Source organism: Trichocoleus sp. FACHB-591, assembly GCF_014695845.1.
In the GTDB taxonomy this organism is placed as follows: Bacteria; Cyanobacteriota; Cyanobacteriia; order FACHB-46; family FACHB-46; genus Trichocoleus.
This window is the reverse complement of the sequence record NZ_JACJPA010000041.1, coordinates 1-16,470: the sequence shown is the minus strand read 5'-3', so window position 1 is coordinate 16,470 and position 16,470 is coordinate 1. Positions and strand designations below refer to the sequence as shown.

Annotated in this window: 17 protein-coding genes and 1 pseudogene; 11 read left to right on the top strand and 7 right to left on the bottom strand. The window is 49.8% G+C overall.

Annotated elements, in window-relative coordinates; genetic code table 11:
• The first annotated feature begins 561 nt into the window (after positions 1-561).
• Positions 562-1,103: pseudogene (locus H6F90_RS31450) on the top strand (recombinase family protein).
• A gap of 52 nt (positions 1,104-1,155) precedes the next feature.
• Here H6F90_RS31450 and H6F90_RS08000 read toward each other — a convergent pair.
• On the bottom strand, positions 1,156-2,061 hold the full coding sequence (locus tag H6F90_RS08000) for an AraC family transcriptional regulator (RefSeq protein WP_190551775.1): 906 nt from the start codon (positions 2,059-2,061) through the stop codon (positions 1,156-1,158).
• Between the two features lie 520 nt (positions 2,062-2,581).
• Between H6F90_RS08000 and H6F90_RS07995 the strand changes: the two genes are divergently transcribed.
• The 9 genes from H6F90_RS07995 (at position 2,582) to H6F90_RS07960 (ending at position 10,282) form a co-directional block, all read left to right on the top strand.
• Entirely contained in the window at positions 2,582-2,860 is a 279-nt protein-coding gene (locus H6F90_RS07995) for a zinc-binding dehydrogenase (RefSeq protein WP_190551773.1), read from the top strand.
• Between the two features lie 27 nt (positions 2,861-2,887).
• Positions 2,888-3,013, top strand: coding sequence for a hypothetical protein (locus tag H6F90_RS31090; protein ID WP_255524976.1), 126 nt, complete (start codon positions 2,888-2,890; stop codon positions 3,011-3,013).
• A 75-nt stretch (positions 3,014-3,088) separates the two neighbouring features.
• The gene (locus H6F90_RS07990) at positions 3,089-3,583 is read left to right on the top strand and encodes a nuclear transport factor 2 family protein (RefSeq protein ID WP_190551771.1); all 495 of its coding nucleotides are present in this window, start codon (positions 3,089-3,091) and stop codon (positions 3,581-3,583) included.
• 86 nt (positions 3,584-3,669) lie between these two features.
• Entirely contained in the window at positions 3,670-4,245 is a 576-nt protein-coding gene (locus tag H6F90_RS07985; RefSeq protein WP_190551769.1) for a TMEM175 family protein, read from the top strand.
• Between the two features lie 143 nt (positions 4,246-4,388).
• On the top strand, positions 4,389-5,054 hold the full coding sequence (locus H6F90_RS07980) for a 2Fe-2S iron-sulfur cluster-binding protein (protein WP_190551767.1): 666 nt from the start codon (positions 4,389-4,391) through the stop codon (positions 5,052-5,054).
• Positions 5,055-5,172: 118 nt separating this feature from the next.
• On the top strand, positions 5,173-6,168 hold the full coding sequence (locus tag H6F90_RS07975; RefSeq protein WP_190551765.1) for a xanthine dehydrogenase family protein subunit M: 996 nt from the start codon (positions 5,173-5,175) through the stop codon (positions 6,166-6,168).
• Complete coding sequence (locus tag H6F90_RS07970; protein ID WP_190551763.1) at positions 6,165-8,399, top strand: xanthine dehydrogenase family protein molybdopterin-binding subunit; 2,235 nt, start codon at positions 6,165-6,167, stop codon at positions 8,397-8,399. Before H6F90_RS07975 ends, H6F90_RS07970 begins: the two co-directional genes overlap by 4 nt.
• A 31-nt stretch (positions 8,400-8,430) precedes the next feature.
• Positions 8,431-9,660, top strand: coding sequence for an XdhC family protein (locus tag H6F90_RS07965; protein WP_190551761.1), 1,230 nt, complete (start codon positions 8,431-8,433; stop codon positions 9,658-9,660).
• Between the two features lie 7 nt (positions 9,661-9,667).
• Positions 9,668-10,282, top strand: a complete 615-nt coding sequence (locus H6F90_RS07960; protein ID WP_190551759.1) for an NTP transferase domain-containing protein — start codon at positions 9,668-9,670, stop codon at positions 10,280-10,282.
• A gap of 235 nt (positions 10,283-10,517) precedes the next feature.
• Here the strand turns inward: H6F90_RS07960 and H6F90_RS07955 are convergent, their stop codons facing one another.
• Complete coding sequence (locus H6F90_RS07955; RefSeq protein ID WP_190551756.1) at positions 10,518-11,024, bottom strand: hypothetical protein; 507 nt, start codon at positions 11,022-11,024, stop codon at positions 10,518-10,520.
• A 211-nt stretch (positions 11,025-11,235) separates the two neighbouring features.
• Between H6F90_RS07955 and H6F90_RS07950 the strand changes: the two genes are divergently transcribed.
• Positions 11,236-11,544, top strand: coding sequence for a hypothetical protein (locus tag H6F90_RS07950; RefSeq protein WP_199295791.1), 309 nt, complete (start codon positions 11,236-11,238; stop codon positions 11,542-11,544).
• 188 nt (positions 11,545-11,732) lie between these two features.
• On the opposite strand, the gene H6F90_RS07945 is transcribed toward H6F90_RS07950, so the two are convergent.
• The 5 genes from H6F90_RS07945 to H6F90_RS07925 form a co-directional block, all read right to left on the bottom strand.
• Entirely contained in the window at positions 11,733-12,563 is an 831-nt protein-coding gene (locus H6F90_RS07945) for an oxidoreductase (RefSeq protein WP_190551754.1), read from the bottom strand.
• Positions 12,564-12,776: 213 nt separating this feature from the next.
• Positions 12,777-12,920, bottom strand: a complete 144-nt coding sequence (locus H6F90_RS07940; protein ID WP_199295790.1) for a hypothetical protein — start codon at positions 12,918-12,920, stop codon at positions 12,777-12,779.
• 200 nt (positions 12,921-13,120) lie between these two features.
• Positions 13,121-13,498, bottom strand: a complete 378-nt coding sequence (locus tag H6F90_RS07935; protein ID WP_190551752.1) for a hypothetical protein — start codon at positions 13,496-13,498, stop codon at positions 13,121-13,123.
• A gap of 412 nt (positions 13,499-13,910) precedes the next feature.
• Complete coding sequence (locus tag H6F90_RS07930) at positions 13,911-14,378, bottom strand: cupin domain-containing protein (protein ID WP_190551750.1); 468 nt, start codon at positions 14,376-14,378, stop codon at positions 13,911-13,913.
• 125 nt (positions 14,379-14,503) lie between these two features.
• Positions 14,504-15,997 carry an FAD-binding oxidoreductase gene (locus tag H6F90_RS07925; RefSeq protein ID WP_190551748.1) on the bottom strand — a complete coding sequence of 498 codons (1,494 nt, stop codon included), beginning with the start codon at positions 15,995-15,997 and terminating at the stop codon, positions 14,504-14,506.
• Positions 15,998-16,470 lie beyond the last annotated feature (473 nt).

Genomic DNA, 16,470 nt, shown 5'->3' with positions numbered 1-16,470 from the left:
GGAGTGCTAGCAGAGCAATTGCAGCAGTTACATCCCCAGATGATTGCCTCGCTAACAGGTTGGGATTATATCGTCAATGCCCTATCTGTACCAGGTATTTCTTGAATTGGTATAAGGTTATAGTGCCAAAACCAGCTTTTACTCTTTACCAGTAGTTTCACTTCAGTGAAGGGCATGGCAAGGGATCGTATTTCCGAAGGAGGAACCTGCTGATGTGATTAATCTAACTCTTAGCTGCTTTAACGCTTTAGCACAAGGAGTTACAGCAGTTATCCTTTAAAGAATTAATTTCACATCTAAAGAAATATCTTCCTTAGTTGAAATGCTTTGAGAACAGAAGCTTTAATACGTTTCGTTTGTGGAATTAATTCTTTAGAGCTGTTGATTAATTTTTTAATGGACAGTGGAGGAGGCGATCGCGATCGCTAATAACGGACTAAGCCATCAAGGCCTATCATATAAGGGGTATGACTTGATGAGGCTGAAACGACCTTAAATCAGGGGCGGAGTTTTGAGTAGAGGCCCTAGCAAAAAACGGCCCTTTTTTGCTAGCCTTGCTGCATGAAGCAAACCACTTGTGCCCTATACCTTCGCGTTTCAACAACTGACAAAGGACAAGATACGGATAACCAGCTTTTGCAACTAAAAGAATTTTGCGAGCGCCAAGGTTGGCAGATTGCCAACATCTACATTGACCGCGTATCTGGCCGCAAGGGGAAGCGCGAGCGCGGAAACTTCAGCCGCAGTTTGAAGATGCAGCAAAGCGAAAGTTTGATGTATTGCTGTTTTGGTCCCTGGATAGATTCAGTCGTGAAGGCATCGGCAAGACGATCGCCTACCTCCTAGCAACTCAGCAATCTAGGCTTAGATTCAAGAGTTACACTGAGCCTCTGCTGGATGCTGAGAATGAATTGGTAGCTCACATTGTTGTGGGAGTGTTGGCTTACCTCGCACAACAAGAAGCAGCCAGAATTTCTGAGCGAGCCAAGGCGGGACTGCAACGAGCGCGATCGCGGCCCTCCAGACAAGGAAGAGATTCTGGCTGTGCTCAGACCACAGCCAGAAACCCTGCTAAAGAAACGATCGCGAAACATCATTCTTAAATGTTAGATACATTGTCTTTTGCTGCATATAGCTTTCAGCTTGGATCATGATTTAGACTTTACGGAACTGTCCAATATCCTTAGCGGGTGACATACCAAACATACGAGAATATTCACGGCTGAATTGTGAGGCACTCTCATACCCAACTTTATAAGCAGCATTAGTTACATCAACGTTTTCAATCAGCATTAGACGACGTGCTTCCATCAGCCTTAGCTGTTTTTGATATTGCATCGGACTCATTGAAGTGATTGCCTTGAAGTGACGATGGAATGATGCGGGAGACATACCCGCTTGCTTTGCCAAATCATCAACCCGCCATGTTTTTGTAAACTCAGCTTTAATTTGCTTAATTACTGCCGCAATGCGCTGCATATGACTCCCAAATGTCGCAATCTGCCGAACCGCTTGGTCTTGTTCACCGATTAGAAGGCGGTAATAGATTTCGCGAACAATCATGGGTGCCAGGAATGGGATATGCTGCGGCGTATCCAGAAGCCGTGTCAGCCTGATGGCACAATCAATCAAGGATTCATCAGCATCACTTACGAACAAGCCTCTGACTGCACTTTCTTTTTGATCCGGACTGCACTGGATTTGATCGATAATATTCCAAAGCTGATTCGCGTCCAGACTGAGCTTAAAGCAGAGATACGGCTTATCCGCTGTTGCTTCGATAATCAATCCGCTGAGTGGCAGATCGACTGTGACCACAATATATTGAGCCGTCCCATAGTGATAGGTTTCTTGGCCCAGTAAGGTTTCTTTTTTACCCTGAAGAATGATGCAAAGCGTCGGTTCATACACGGCACGGAGTGCTGTCGGAGCCGCAGATTCCCGCATCAATTCCAACTGCTCAATGGCGGTTGAATGGATACCATTTCCCTTTCCCTGGGTGTGCCGAATCACTAATGTTGCCAATTCTTGACATAAATTGCTCGCTGTACCCCGCTTCATTATTGCAATCACCCTACTGGATGCTTGAGAAACTCAACCATTTTCAGACACTCTATAGAGAATATTTACTCTGGTCAATCCTCTGCCTGAGAGTATTAGGCAAGTGTGTGCAAGTTTTATGTATTTAGCGCTGATTCTTTCAACTCTATGATGAACACACTCCAAGGGAATAAGGATAAGGCAAGGAGCAAGGCATAACAAGACTTGCTTTGATCGCTGAATCAATCCAAGGAGTGAACAAAAATACTGCTACTCATTCAATGGGATAACGCTGTTATTAACTAACTCTTAGAAGAACAAAGATGTCTCAAAGAACGTGAGTGATTTGTATTGGGCGATCGCTGAGCACTGATGAGCACTGAAATGTAGCCAGGATAAGCAGCAAGCTCACCAACCTAGCAGGGAACAAAATGAGCACCGAATTAGGTTGCAAAAAAATCGTAATTGATCGAAGAAATGTCGATGTGACAATGCATCTACTGGGATTTGTGTAACCCTAAGCGAAGAAAGAAAACTACTCATGCTAGCAGCGCGCATACATGAATATCGCAAACCTCTCGTTCTTGACACCAAAGGCAAATCCACGGCGGATCTGCGTCAGGAGCTGAACAACGCTATTGGCAAGGGAGAACTTGACGCGGTCATTGATTGTGCAGGTGTTGAAGCCATGATCCGCACTGGGTTTGAGCTTCTGTCCGTCGGTGGGCATTATGCGTCGGTCGGCTTGGTGGGCGATCAAATCAACATCCCGCTGTTCCCGTTGGTCGCTCGCGAATACACCTATCACGGTTCGTTCTAGGGCAATTATAACGATCTGACTGAAGTCATGATGCTTGCCTCGCAGGGCAAGATTCGTCACACGGTTAAAATTATCAGCCTTGATCAGGTCAACGAAACCCTCGATCTTCTATGGACGGGTGATGTTGTTGGGCGGGCGATCATCAAATTTTGACCGATCGGTTCCGTCGCAAAGAAACTGTAGAATCGGCGATTTTGAGAAGTTACCCTTACCCTAGAAGGAGTGCAAATGTTTACCCGCGCAGGATACTTTTTTGTTGCCGTCATCCTCGCATGTTTGATGGGACCTCCATCTATGCATGCCTCTGAAACGAAGCCCGAAGCGAACAAGCAACTGATTCAAGCAAGCTTCGATCGCTGGCGCGCCGGAACTGGAGGACCATTTGAGTTGCTGGCGGTTGATGCGACCTGGACCATTACAGGAAAGTCTCTTGCCGCTAAAGAATATGCGTCTCGCGACGAATTTTTGGACACGGTAATCAAACCGTTCAACGCCCGGTTGACCAAACCGCTATCCCCCACCATCCGCAGTCTATACACTGAAGGTGATACAGTCATCGTGTTGTTTGATGGTGAGGCTACGGCAGTTGACGGCAAGCCTTATCGCAATACCTACGCTTGGTTTATGGAGATGCGGGACGGAAAGATCGTCAATGTTACTGCATTCTTTGACTCGATCACCTTCGATGAATTCTGGAGACGTGTACCGCCGCGCGGGCGGTAATAGAAGATTGCGACTCTCAGTGTGCCGAGCTTGAGTACAGAATGTTTAGGCTGACTTGCAGTCAGTTTCAATGGAGCTTACGAACCATGAATAAAGGCAGGTTAGAAGCCTTCAGTGATGCAGTAACTGCCATTATTATCACGATTATGGTGTTGGAATTAAAAGTGCCCCACGACACTAATTTCGAGGCATTACGACCATTAGTTCCAGTCTTCCTCAGTTATGTCCTCAGTTTTATTTATCTAGCGATCTACTGGAATAACCATCATCACCTATTTCAAGCGGTGCAGTGGGTCAATGGTCATGTCTTGTGGGCGAATCTACATCTACTGTTTTGGTTGTCGCTCTTTCCCTTTGTCACGGTGTGGGCAGGCGAAAACCTGTCTGCCACAGTGCCTGTTGCTTGTTATGGCTTCGTGCTGTTCTGTGGCGCGATCTCGTACTTTATTCTGACTCGGACTTTAATCGCTTATCACGGTAAAGATTCTACTTTAGCCGTTGCTCTTGGGTCAGACTTTAAAGGCAAAGTCTCTGTCATCACTTATGCTGTGGCAATTCTGCTGGCTTTTGTAGCGCCTTGGTTAGCTTGCTTACTTTATGCTGCCGTAGCTATTCTGTGGTTAATTCCTGATCGCCGTATTGAGAAAGCTTTAACTTCGTAATTTTTTCACAGAAATATTGTGTATCTAACGAATACTGTGCTCACTCTTATATAGCAATGCCATACCAATCATCCGCAGTCTATTCAGCGATAGATTAATTTCGCCTCGATCCATACCAAAAGATTTAACTTAGGAGAACGCCGATGAGGTTTCGGTTGAGACGACGACGGTTCGGTCAGCTCATGCTGCTCGGCGCAATTTTTAGTATGCTGGGCGACTGGGCGAGTAAAGCGTTTGCCCAAACTCGTCGGCAATCTTCTCCATCAGTTAGCACCATCCCAGGAACAGACACGGTTGATGTGACGCTACGGGTGAATGGGACAGCACGCGCCGTGAAAATAGAGCCGCGCGTCACGTTGCTCGATGCCTTGCGCGAGTACATGGGGCTTACCGGGAGCAAGAAGGGTTGCGACCACGGACAGTGTGGCGCTTGTACGGTATTGGTTAACGGACGGCGCATCAATTCCTGCCTCACCCTAGCGCTGATGCATGAAGGTGACGAGATCACCACAATTGAGGGTCTCGCTAAGGGAGATGAACTGCATCCACTGCAAGCGGCATTCATTAAGCATGACGGCTTTCAGTGCGGCTACTGCACGCCCGGTCAGATTTGCTCGGCTGTAGCGCTATTGGATGAAGTAGCAACAGGTACGGCGAGTGCGGTAACGGCTGATGTTAGGCAAACCGGAGGCGTGAAGCTAACGGATGCGGAGATACGCGAACGCATGAGCGGCAACATCTGTCGCTGCGGCGCATACCCCGGCATCGTCGCGGCTGTCCGCGAAGCAAGCGGAAGACCCCAAGCTTAGTCTCGACCAACCCAAAATTGATGGTTAGGACTGACGCGGGGACACGGGGATAGGGAGACGCGGAGAATTTTAATCTCTGCACACTTGCCTTGGCAGACTACTAGAGAAGCAAGACATCATGAAACCATTTGCTTATACGCGCACGACAGAGCGAGACGCAGCCATCCAGACTGTTGGCAGTGACCAAACAGCGAAGTTCATTGCTGGCGGCACGAACCTTCTAGATTTAATGAAGGACCACGTAGAACAGCCCGATCGCCTCGTGGATATCTCGCGGCTGGAACTCGTTGGTGTTGAAGAACGCGATGGTGGCGTGCGTCTCGGTGCTTTGGCACGCAACAGCGACACGGCAAATCACCCACTGGTGCGCCAGCGCTACCCACTGATCTCTCAAGCTATCCTGGCTGGAGCCAGCGCCCAACTGCGAAACATGGCAACCAACGGCGGGAACCTGATGCAAAGAACGCGCTGCTACTACTTCTACGACACGGCGACGCCTTGCAACAAGCGAGAACCCGGTACGGGTTGTGCCGCTCTGGAAGGCTACAACCGCATCCATGCGATCTTCGGCGCGAACGAGCAGTGCATTGCCACGCATCCATCGGATATGTGCGTGGCACTGGCGGCGCTGGATGCGATCGTGCAAGTCGAGGGACCGCAAGGGCAAAGAAGTATTCCCATTGCAGAGTTTCACCGACTACCAGGCGACACACCTCAACTCGACACCAACCTTAAGCGCGACGAACTCATCACCGCGATCGACTTACCCGCTACATCTGCCGTTTTCGCGCCGCGATCGTACTACCTGAAATTGCGCGATCGCACCTCTTATGCGTTCGCCCTCGTCTCTGTTGCTGCCACGCTGGATATTCAGCGCGGCAGAATCCGCCAAGCACGGGTAGCGATGGGGGGAGTGGCACACAAGCCGTGGCGTTTGGTGGAAGCGGAAAAAATACTGACGGGTGCACCGGCGACAGCAGCGATATTTCAGCAAGCCGCTGAAGCGACGATGCGTGAAGCACAGGCTTACGAACACAACCGCTTCAAGATTGAGATGGGCAAGCGGGCGATCGTGCAGGCGTTGACTACAGTAGCTGATGGAGGTGTGGCATGAGTCAGGAGAAAAATGCTGCTGTCGGTAAGCCGATGGATCGCGTTGACGGGCGCTTGAAAGTGACTGGGGCAGCACGTTACTCGGCGGAGTTTGAAGTGCCTGACCTCGTACATGCCGTGTTGGTCATGAGTACGATCGCGAAAGGGCGCATCCGGCAAATCGACACCCAAGCCGCAGAACGCGCTCCTGGCGTTCTTGCTGTTATTACCCATCTCAACGCGCCAAAGCTGAACTTTGACAAACCAGAGCAGCGGGCGATTATCGATCCCAAAGTGGGGCAACACTTTCCCGTCCTCCAAAGCGACACCATCTACTTCAACAGTCAGCCGATTGCAGTGGTGGTCGCGGATACCCTGGAGCGTGCTCAGTATGCTGCTTCGCTGGTGCAGGTTCGTTACGAAGAGCAAACTCCCACGACAACTGTAGAAGCGGCAATGGCACAAGCTTTCCCGCCTACCGAATCCAGCCAAGGAGGACGACATGCCGATGTGGTACGCGGCAATCCCGATGCTGTGGCGAGTGCTGAGGTGCGGGTTGAGGGCAGCTACACGATTCCCATCGAACACCACAACCCGATGGAGCCACACGCCACGATCGCGATTTGGCAGGGCGACAAACTGACACTTTACGACAAAACTCAATGGGTGTACAACACTCGGAAGCACGTCGCCCTAACCTTTGGAATGCCTGAAGAGAACGTGCGAGTGATCTCGCCCTTCGTGGGCGGAGGATTTGGTTCAGGTCTGCGGAGTTGGCCCCATGTCACTGTAGCCGCGATCGCTGCCCGTCAGGTGGGGCGTCCCGTCAAGCTGGTGCTCACCCGCCAGCAGATGTACACTTCAGTGGGATTTCGACCTTACACGGTGCAACGGGTGGCACTAGGAGCGTCGAAGAGTGGCAAGCTTAGTGCGATCGTCCACGAGGCAACGGCGGGAACCTCCATGTACGAAGAGTATACCGAAGCTACGCTCGATGCGACTCGGATACTTTATGCCTGTCCTAACCTGGTAACGCGATACCGTCTCGTCCGACTCAACACCAATACGCCCACCTTTATGCGGGGACCGGGGGAAATTTCTGGTGTGTATGCCCTCGAATGCTGTCTGGATGAACTTGCCTACACCCTCAAACTCGATCCGCTCGAATTGAGAATGCGGAACTATGCCGAAGTCAATCCCGAGGATGGGCTGCCTTGGTCGAGCAAATTTCTCAAGGAATGCTACCAGGTGGGGGCAGAAAAGTTTGGCTGGTCGCGGCGCAAACTGGAAGCGCGATCGATGCGTGACGGTCGCTACTTGGTTGGCATGGGCATGGCAACTGCTACTTACCCGATGAATCGCTTGCGAGCCGTTGCCAAAGCGCGTCTCCTGGCTGACGGCACGGCGGTGGTGCAAAGTGCAGGGAGCGACATTGGCACAGGGACTTATGTGATTATGACCCAAATTGCGGCAGATGCCCTGGGTTTGCCGCCCGAACGAGTACGGTTTGAGTTGGGGGATACAGATTTTCCCTACTCCCCTGTACAAGGCGGCTCGATGCTCACCGCGAGTCTGGGTTCTGCGGTGCAAGCGGCGTGTCTGGCAGTCCGCGAACAAGCACTGTCTTTAGCAAGTACTCAGCCGAATTCACTCCTGTCCAACGTCAAGGCAAATGAGGTTGGGGTGGAAGACGGACGGCTGTTTTTAAAGCAGGATGCGTCGAAGGGTGAGAGCTATATAGACATCCTGAAACGCGCTAACAGAGACTACATTGAAACCGAAAAGGATTCTGAACCGGGAGACGAGAAGCAGCGCTTCTCCATCCACTCCTTTGGCGCACACTTCGCTGAGGTGCATATCGATCCGGAATTTGGACTGGTGAGTGTATCGCGGGTTGTCTCGGTCTGTGATATCGGGCGGGTGATTAATACCAAAACGGCAAGCTCTCAGGTGAGCGGTGCAGTTGTGGGCGGCATTGGCAAGGCGCTGATGGAGTACACCCAAATGGATGCGCGTAATGGGCGTTTCGTTAATGCCAATTTCGGTGAGTACCACGTGCCCGTGAATGCCGACGTGACCGCGATCGAAACGTACTTTGTAGGAGAGCCAGACCTCAAGGCAAATCCGCTAGGGGCAAGAGGCGTTGGGGAAGTTGGCATCGTGGGCGTATCGGCAGCGATCGCCAACGCCATCTTCCACGCCACTGGCAAGCGCATCCGCGATCTGCCCATCACACCTGACAAGCTCCTGTGAACAGCACAACTAAAATCAGTTCATAACAGCTATGAGAGAATTCCAAGACATCATTAAAGCCTTTAAGCAGATAGTAGATGACGGACGGTGTTCTGCCCTTGCTACTGTCGTGAAAACGAAAGGCTCAGTTTATCGCCGACCGGGGGCACGGATGTTGCTTGTAGAAGACGGTCAAACCATTGGTTCCATCAGTGGCGGATGTCTTGAAGGTGATGTCTTTGAGCGATCGCAACCCCTGATGTTTTACTCGGACCAACCCGTTGTGGTGCAGTACGATACCACTTCTAGCGAGGATCTAGTGTGGGGATTGGGCTTGGGTTGCAATGGTGTGGTAGACGTGCTAATTGAGTCCCTGAACGATGCGTCTGCAAGGAGTCAGATCGAGTTCATCGCAGAGTGTCTACATCAGAGCGAACCTGGAGCGATCGCAACGGTATTCCGCGTCGAGGGAGAAACCCGTGCTAACATTGCCTCCCGCCTCCTGTTGAAACCTGATGGTACTGTGGTTGATGGTATTGAAGACCGTCAGCTGGCTCACCGTGTACTGGAAGATGCCCACCGGGTGCTTGGCGAGGCGCAATTCTCCGACGGAAACGCTACGCGATCGCAGGTGCAAAGCTACAGGTTATCCAACGGTGCAGCAGAAGTTCTCATCGAAGTCATTCAACCCCTTGTCCCCCTGTTAGTATTTGGAGCGGGTCACGATGCAATTCCTGTGGTTGAGTTTGCCAAACAACTTGGCTGGCACGTTACGGTAATCGATAGCCGACCGGGTTACACTACACGCGATCGCTTTGGGTTGGCAGACGAGATTATCCGCAGCGAACCAGAGAACCTTCAGGCACATCTCACCTTGAATCCGCGCATGGTTGCAGTGGTGATGACCCACAACTACCTCCGCGATCGATCGCTGCTGCGATCGCTACTTCCTTCACCGCTCCGTTATGTGGGCATCCTTGGTCCGAAAAGTCGCACCCAACGATTGCTTCAGGAGTTGCAAGCCGACGGATTCATACCCACAGCCGCTCAACTGCATCGCCTTTACAGTCCAATCGGTCTCGATATTGGTGCTGATGCACCAGAGGCAATAGCTCTGGCGATTGTCGCAGAAATTCAAGCCGTTATCGCCAATCGTTCTGGCGGCGCATTGAGAGAACGAATCGGCTCCATTCATAGCGAAGAATTGATCAACTGTCGTGCATTGAACTTGCACCAAGGCAGCAGCCAAGATGCTGGCAAACATCAGGTTTCCCTATTTTGAATTGCTTATGTCTGCTGTCGGTCTAATCGTGTTAGCCGCAGGTGCATCCACTCGGATGGGAGTGCCGAAACAACTGCTACAGTTCGGAGAACGAAGTCTCATCAGTCATATTGTCGAAGTTGCGATCGCCTCAGTCTGCAATCCAATTATTGTTGTGTTGGGCGCAAGCAGCGATCGCATTAAACCCGAGGTTGAGCCGCTCGATGCACTAGTCGTCGAAAACCCATACTGGGTAGAGGGGATGAGTACCTCAATTCGCATTGGCATAGAAGCTCTTAATGCAATCAACCCAGATGTAGAAGCTGTAGTGCTGATGCTTTGCGATCAGCCTTTCGTCTCCACTCAAATTATCGATCAGCTTGTTGCAGCTTACCAAGCTACAGGTAAGCCAATAATTGCTTCAGAATACGCAGAAATATCGGGCGTACCTGCATTGTTCAGCCGCGTTTTGTTCTCGGAACTGAGCACACTCAGCGGTGATGTAGGTGCAAGACAGGTCATTAAACAGCACACCCAAGCCGTTTTTGGAGTTCCTTTCCCAGAAGGTGCAATCGATCTCGATACATCAAAAGACTACGAGACGTTCCAGGCACAGTCAGTTCCTTTCATCCACTGGCAATGATTTCGTACAGTGACTTTTCGTTTGTCATGGAGACACATTAATGTCGTAAAGAAACGAAGCTAATGCTAGCTGGCTTCTCCATCGGCAGTTAGCTTAATAATCGCGCTAGCTCAATGCTAGGTCGTTGAGCAAACTCTCTCTATAAGTCTGCCCCAGAAGGAGTTTTTCTGAGCGACACGAATCTGTCTCAATGTCATTTAATCTGGCACTGTACATTAGAGGTAGCAAGCTAAACTCATTTTGTTACAGGTGAACAATTACTGGGTACAAAGAAGATTTCTTGTTCAGATTGTAGATATGTATCAGTTCGAAAATTATTGACGATCGCTTGTTGCCGTAGGCTTTGAGCTTCAGACTGAGAGAGATTTGAACCGAGAACTAAGTAGTATATTCTAGAATTTACCTTTGATGGACAAATCCGGATGTCGGGAAAGGAGCGTGTGAACTCCAAACCAACCGCTCGAATCGGCTCCTGACGTAATGCCTCAGGGTATTCTGATTGTGCGGCAATGACGTAGAACTTCTGATTGATAGGAGATGCTGCTGTTGAAGTAGAAGGGGAAGCAACTACTGCAGTACTCCGTTTTGAAAAAGGTAGACTGTCCCAGATCGTATTGCCATCTTTGGCGATTGTAGTTAAACCTGTGGTGATAGCAGCTAGGCTTCCTACCACTACACCTATCTTAATTAAAATACTCTGTTGACCTGATTTATCGCTGGACCCTGATTTTTCATCTGACATAAAGCAAATCCTGAAATCCAAGATAGTTAGCTAAGTTCAGAAGAACTACAAAGACAGTTTTGTAATTGTAGAAATATAACGTGAATTCAACCGTCGAAGAGTCTTAACTATTACACTCAAACTTTATTTCATCCTTTATTGTCATACAGCAACTAAATTGAGGTAATTGGTAGCGGACCTGGACCAATTAATCTTTCGTGGCAGTCGATTTATGGAAGAAGTCGTCTTTTTCCACCGCAGGAGCGCCACTCTCATCCTTGCGGATCTCATCGAAAACTTTGAACTGAACAAAGTGAGTCAGCGATTGTATTGGCTACTTAAGTTAGGAGGGATTGCTGATCCTGATGGAAAAATCTCATTGGATTTGCGAATGACATTTTTGGGAAAAAAGGAACAGGCACGTAGCTGCTTAAAGCGAATACTTCAGTGGAACCCTGAAAAAGTAATCTTATCCCACGGTCGTTGGTATGAGAATAACGGTACTGCCGAATTGCGTCGCGCTTTTCTCTGGCTTGAATAACTTCTAGACGACAGCAAGCTAACCCTTTAGCAGAGCGGATAGGATAAAAGACCTCATGCTTAGTTCTAGTCGTATCTACCACCGCTCACCTCTGCCGTTATGCTTTCAAGGTCTCGGTGGGATGTAAAGTCGCCAGCGAGACCTTGAAAGCATTCATTCGCTATCTTTCCTTTACCCGCCTGTGCTCACTATCTGTAATCAGTAGATTCAGCCAGAGCGCGCCATTGTGCTGTTTCTTGCTCGACGTAAGCGTTTTTCTGGGCAATGGCTTTAAGGGTGTCTGTACCAAGCGGCAACCGCAGCGGTGGCGTATCAGCATTCACGAGCTGAAGCATTGCCTGGGCAAGCTTGGTGGGATCTCCCGGCTGTTGATAGCTCAGGTCAGAGGCGATTTTACGAACTTTACCGACGGTCTCCGCGTAATCGGGAATTTCCATTGCAGTGCGTTGGAGTGAACTGCCATCGAGAAAATTGGTTCGGAAGTATCCCGGCTCGACCACAGTGGCATGGATGCCCAGAGGCGCTAACTCATCATGCAGAGCTTCGGTAATACCTTCGACTGCAAACTTGGTTGAGGAGTAAATGCCCCAGCCTGGAGTAGAGCGATAACCCCCAATCGACGATAGGTTAATGATGTGTCCAGAGCGGCGCTGACGCATACTGGGCAATACGGCACGGGTCATATTCAACAGCCCGAAGACATTTGTGCGATAGACCCGCTCAACCTCTTCTGCACTGGTTTCTTCGATGCCACCCAGTAAACCGAATCCTGCATTGTTGACTAACACATCGATCTGCCCAAAGCGTTCCAGCGCTGCTGCCACTGCTGCTTGTACCTGAGCCTCATCGGTAATATCCAAGCTCAGCGTCAACACATTGGAGTTCGACTCGAATTGCTCTAAATCAGACTTTTTGCGGGCGGTTGCAATTAATTGGTCTCCTGCTGCCAAAACAGCGATCGCGATTTCGGCACCAATTCCACGGGAAGCACCTGTAATGAACCATGTTTTCTGAGTCATTGGTTTATCTCCTTTATTGCCTTATCTTTTCATTACCTTTTTGGTATGGGTTCATCATAAGTTTTAGACAAAAGGTTCTAAATACATAAACTTTGCAGATTTTTGCCTAATTTTCTCAAACAGTCGCTCAATGATCCTGCTCAGTCACGTTATTCAAATATTTGCTTTGCCGTAATTCAGTGCAGGTTCAGCAGCGGCGTTGGAAGATAGAGCTTAAGCGGAGAGGGGTTCTCCAACAATCGAAGTGTCGTACCGAGGCCCAAGATCTGTCCAACCTGCGGGCAGCGTTTGACCGATTTGGGGAAAGAATTCGTCGATCCCACCAGGCATGAAGGTGAAAAGCAAGCTTCGATTCATACCAAGTGCTGAAGGAGTTCGGAGACACCTATGTAATTAATTTTTGCGATCGCTTCTAAGCTAATCGGCATTCAAGTTGCATTTCTCAATGGAATCAGAAGCCAGGAGCCTTCTGTATTCTAAATTCTGGCTCCTGACTCCCCAAACCCTAGCCATGCAATTTAAATGCACATCAGCTTACGATCTAGATTAAGGCTGAATTAACGTTTCGTACAAGCTTGCTGCATTTGGATGTAGTTGTTTTTGTACACCTCTAACGTTCCAGATTGCTTGCTATCCAATGTGCCATCCCATACCCAGTATTGATAATTGCCATTCCGGAACTTGTAAACTTGAACGCCTTCTGTAGCTTGGCGCGTTCCTCTTCCCAAACTCAAATTACCGTTACGACTTGTCGAGCGGTAGAGTAGTTCACCTGAAGCCTTTGTTTTCCAAATATTGACATCATATCCACCTCGGCATCTCAGACTAAGGATTAAACTCGCGGTAGAATCGGCAGTAGCAGGTAAATAGAAATTAACTGCAATACAAGTTGCCAGGGCAAGAAGGAAGGTAGAGCGGTTTATGGATGTCTTCATGGTGTTGTAGTCCTGTAGTTACTGGAGTGGAATTGTTTAATCAAAGCGATTTGATCGATCCAAAGCAGAGCAGTAACTGTATTCGGAAGTGGTGTCGCAATTAGAGCTTTATTGACAAGAGTTGTATTCTGAAAACTCAGTCTTTGCGACACCACTTGAATAGTTAAACTCTAAAATGCTGTAGCCTCAGCTTCAGACCAAGCGTTCGGTGTTAATTGATCTAGCTTGCGACGAACGGCAAGATCGGCTACGCGATCGGCATCAGGATTTCCATCTAGCTCAAACCCATCGCGACGACGAAAACCAGCAATGACTTGTGAGGTTTGAGGGCCATAAAATGGTGCGTTTTGCTCTCTACAAGTTGAGATTGACTGACTGGGCGATCCACTTACAAGCCGTCGTCCACACCCATTTACTTGACAGACAGGGGCGCTCCAACGATCCAAGTATCGTGCTGGCGTGCAAGATCTATCCAACCTGCGGGTGGCGTTTGACCAATTTGGGGGAAGAATTCGTCGATGCCACCGGGGACGAAGGTGCCAAGCAACCGAGCCCTTCCGGGTCCAAGATTCACCCATCCATGCACGGTGTTACGGGGCACAACCACCGATGTTCCGGGTCCGACCTCAAACTCTTGTCCCTCGACGTGAAAGCGAAATCTACCTTCCAGGACTTCAAAAATCTCTTCCCTATCTTTGTGATAGTGGAGTGGTGGACCTGAGAACGGTGGAACATCTACTTCAATAATTGTGAAAGCCCCATCGACATCTTTACTGTGGACGCGGATCGCCATCTGCTCGTCAGGCATTGTAACGAACCAATCGAGGTTCTCGCGCTGTCCGACAATTGCAACTTTGCTTTGACTGAATTGAGTACTCATTGTTTTAGGGGTACAAGGTATGGTGATTCTTTCTGAGATTTGAACGGGGTGCGAGGTGAAACCCCCTGCGTAAGGGCTTCACCCTCACACCCCTTAGTCACAACCTGTTTGTGAATGCTATAGCGCTATGAACTTACTGAGGTGACCAGCGTCGCTGGGGCAACAGTGGGTTTGATATTCTGGTTGCGATGAAACAGATTGGTGGGGTCATACTGATTCTTGAGCGCGACAAGTCGCTCGTATGTGGCCGTCGGATAGACTTCATGAATCCGCTGCTCCCCCTCATCCGCCAGGAAGCCCACATAAGCACCGTTAGCGTAGGGTAGGAGCGCCCGAAAGACTCTCTGGGTGCGGGCATCCAGACTGGCAGCGTCGACAAATAATGGTGCGAAGTGAGTGATCAACACCATGCCCTGTTTATCGCGGTGAGCAAAGGCTGTTGCATCCGTCGCAACCCGACTCATCGCGCCACCCAGGACACGCAGGGTGATCAGCGTTTCAGGAGACAGGATAGATTGAGCGGATTCAACTAATGCGTGTATCATCTCGTCTGAGAACGTCTCGAAAAACTGCGATCGCGAATGATGCTGAAAGCCAGGGATTTCACCAACCGCTGTGAGCGCAAACATAGCCGAGTAGGGCATGGGGGCAATCAGGTCGGCGATTGGGGTGGCAAGCTGACGTAGGGGAGCCACAACCCGCTCACCCTCTTCTATGTCACCGGTGTAGCAGACCATAATCCCGACGACTGGGGTTCCCTGTTTGTCAGGGGGAATGAAGGGGGCAGGAGGTGCCGGCATGAACAAAACTTGAGTGGAAAGTTCATCCGGTGCTGCCGTGGCTAGACGGGTATACTCTCGCAGGATACGCTCTGCCTCGGTTGCCTCATAAAAGACGGCACCTCCCAGAACAGTTCCACCTGGATGTAGGTTTACCTCGAAAGCGGTCGCAATACCAAAGTTCCCACTACCACCGCGCAGTCCCCAAAACAGTTCGGGATTCTCGTCAGCACTGGCACGCCGCAGTTGTCCATCCGCTGTAACAAGTTCCACTGCCTGCAAGCGATCGATCGTTAAACCGTAGGCGCGGACCATCCAACCGATGCCACCACTGAGCAGCAAACCACCCACAGCCACAGAGGCAACGTCGCCTGCCGTCAATGCCAATCCAAAGGGCTGGAGCCTTTTGACGACCTCACCCCAGGTAAGACCGGGTTCCAGACGGGCTATGTGGCGTACCGGGTCAACCGTAATCGTCTTCATCTGGGAAAGATCGATCACCAGTCCACCGGTATTGGTGCCATGTCCGGCTGCACTATGTCCTCCGCTCCGCACGGAGAGCGTCATTGCCTGCTCACGGGCAAAGTTGACGGCGACTTTAACATCTTCCGCATCAGCACAGCGCACAATCACAGCCGGATAGGCATCAGCGAGGCCGTTCCAGACTTTTCGTTCTGCTTCATAGGCAGGGTGGTTAGGAAGGATCAGTTCACCTCGGATCTGTGAGGCGAGGATTGCGATCGCTTCTCCGTAGTCATGCTGCTTCTCTTGTGGAGATGTTATTTGAACATAAATTTGCCCATTTTGCTCGTATTGAATTGTACCTTGATGTTGTGACATTAGTTACTTCCTTTCATTGTTTAGAGACATGAGAATACTTCTGTTCATCAATGAGCTGTGTCATGAACAGTAATTAATTCACACCAACACACTCCGCCATTACCATCTGTTGTTATGGCGCGGTTGATTCCGCTATCAATGGCGATCAATTGTTCAGTAACAAAACTAGAAGTGCCGAAACAGAGTTGCAGCAATCAGGTAGTTTGACTAATCACACTCACGTTTGGATTAAGATTGTCACCTGTGTTGTAGACATCATTAAAAGCGCCTTGATCATGGAGAAGATGCGAGCGCAAAAACAATCCACTCCAGCATCCGATCGTCTCAATTGCTGTGGCTTGACCTAGTGTCGGGTGAATTAAACCTTATCGGAAATAGAAAGGGATGTTGATTAAGTCACTCCTTGCCCTCTGGATCTGCAACTAAACCGCTTGGAGCTTCTGCTTCGCTTTTTGAGAGCGGTAGGTGAGTCG

Coding starts and splice junctions, on each gene's coding strand:
- H6F90_RS07955 (WP_190551756.1), bottom strand. CDS start 11,024: ATGTCAGATGAAAAATCAGGGTCCAGCGATAAATCAGGTCAACAGAGT.
- H6F90_RS31090 (WP_255524976.1), top strand. CDS start 2,888: ATGATGCTTGCCTCGCAGGGCAAGATTCGTCACACGGTTAAAATTATC.
- H6F90_RS08000 (WP_190551775.1), bottom strand. CDS start 2,061: ATGAAGCGGGGTACAGCGAGCAATTTATGTCAAGAATTGGCAACATTA.
- H6F90_RS07980 (WP_190551767.1), top strand. CDS start 4,389: ATGAGGTTTCGGTTGAGACGACGACGGTTCGGTCAGCTCATGCTGCTC.
- H6F90_RS07925 (WP_190551748.1), bottom strand. CDS start 15,997: ATGTCACAACATCAAGGTACAATTCAATACGAGCAAAATGGGCAAATT.
- H6F90_RS07950 (WP_199295791.1), top strand. CDS start 11,236: ATGGAAGAAGTCGTCTTTTTCCACCGCAGGAGCGCCACTCTCATCCTT.
- H6F90_RS07995 (WP_190551773.1), top strand. CDS start 2,582: ATGCTAGCAGCGCGCATACATGAATATCGCAAACCTCTCGTTCTTGAC.
- H6F90_RS07935 (WP_190551752.1), bottom strand. CDS start 13,498: ATGAAGACATCCATAAACCGCTCTACCTTCCTTCTTGCCCTGGCAACT.
- H6F90_RS07970 (WP_190551763.1), top strand. CDS start 6,165: ATGAGTCAGGAGAAAAATGCTGCTGTCGGTAAGCCGATGGATCGCGTT.
- H6F90_RS07975 (WP_190551765.1), top strand. CDS start 5,173: ATGAAACCATTTGCTTATACGCGCACGACAGAGCGAGACGCAGCCATC.
- H6F90_RS07990 (WP_190551771.1), top strand. CDS start 3,089: ATGTTTACCCGCGCAGGATACTTTTTTGTTGCCGTCATCCTCGCATGT.
- H6F90_RS07985 (WP_190551769.1), top strand. CDS start 3,670: ATGAATAAAGGCAGGTTAGAAGCCTTCAGTGATGCAGTAACTGCCATT.
- H6F90_RS07960 (WP_190551759.1), top strand. CDS start 9,668: ATGTCTGCTGTCGGTCTAATCGTGTTAGCCGCAGGTGCATCCACTCGG.
- H6F90_RS07965 (WP_190551761.1), top strand. CDS start 8,431: ATGAGAGAATTCCAAGACATCATTAAAGCCTTTAAGCAGATAGTAGAT.
- H6F90_RS07930 (WP_190551750.1), bottom strand. CDS start 14,378: ATGAGTACTCAATTCAGTCAAAGCAAAGTTGCAATTGTCGGACAGCGC.
- H6F90_RS07945 (WP_190551754.1), bottom strand. CDS start 12,563: ATGACTCAGAAAACATGGTTCATTACAGGTGCTTCCCGTGGAATTGGT.
- H6F90_RS07940 (WP_199295790.1), bottom strand. CDS start 12,920: ATGAATCGAAGCTTGCTTTTCACCTTCATGCCTGGTGGGATCGACGAA.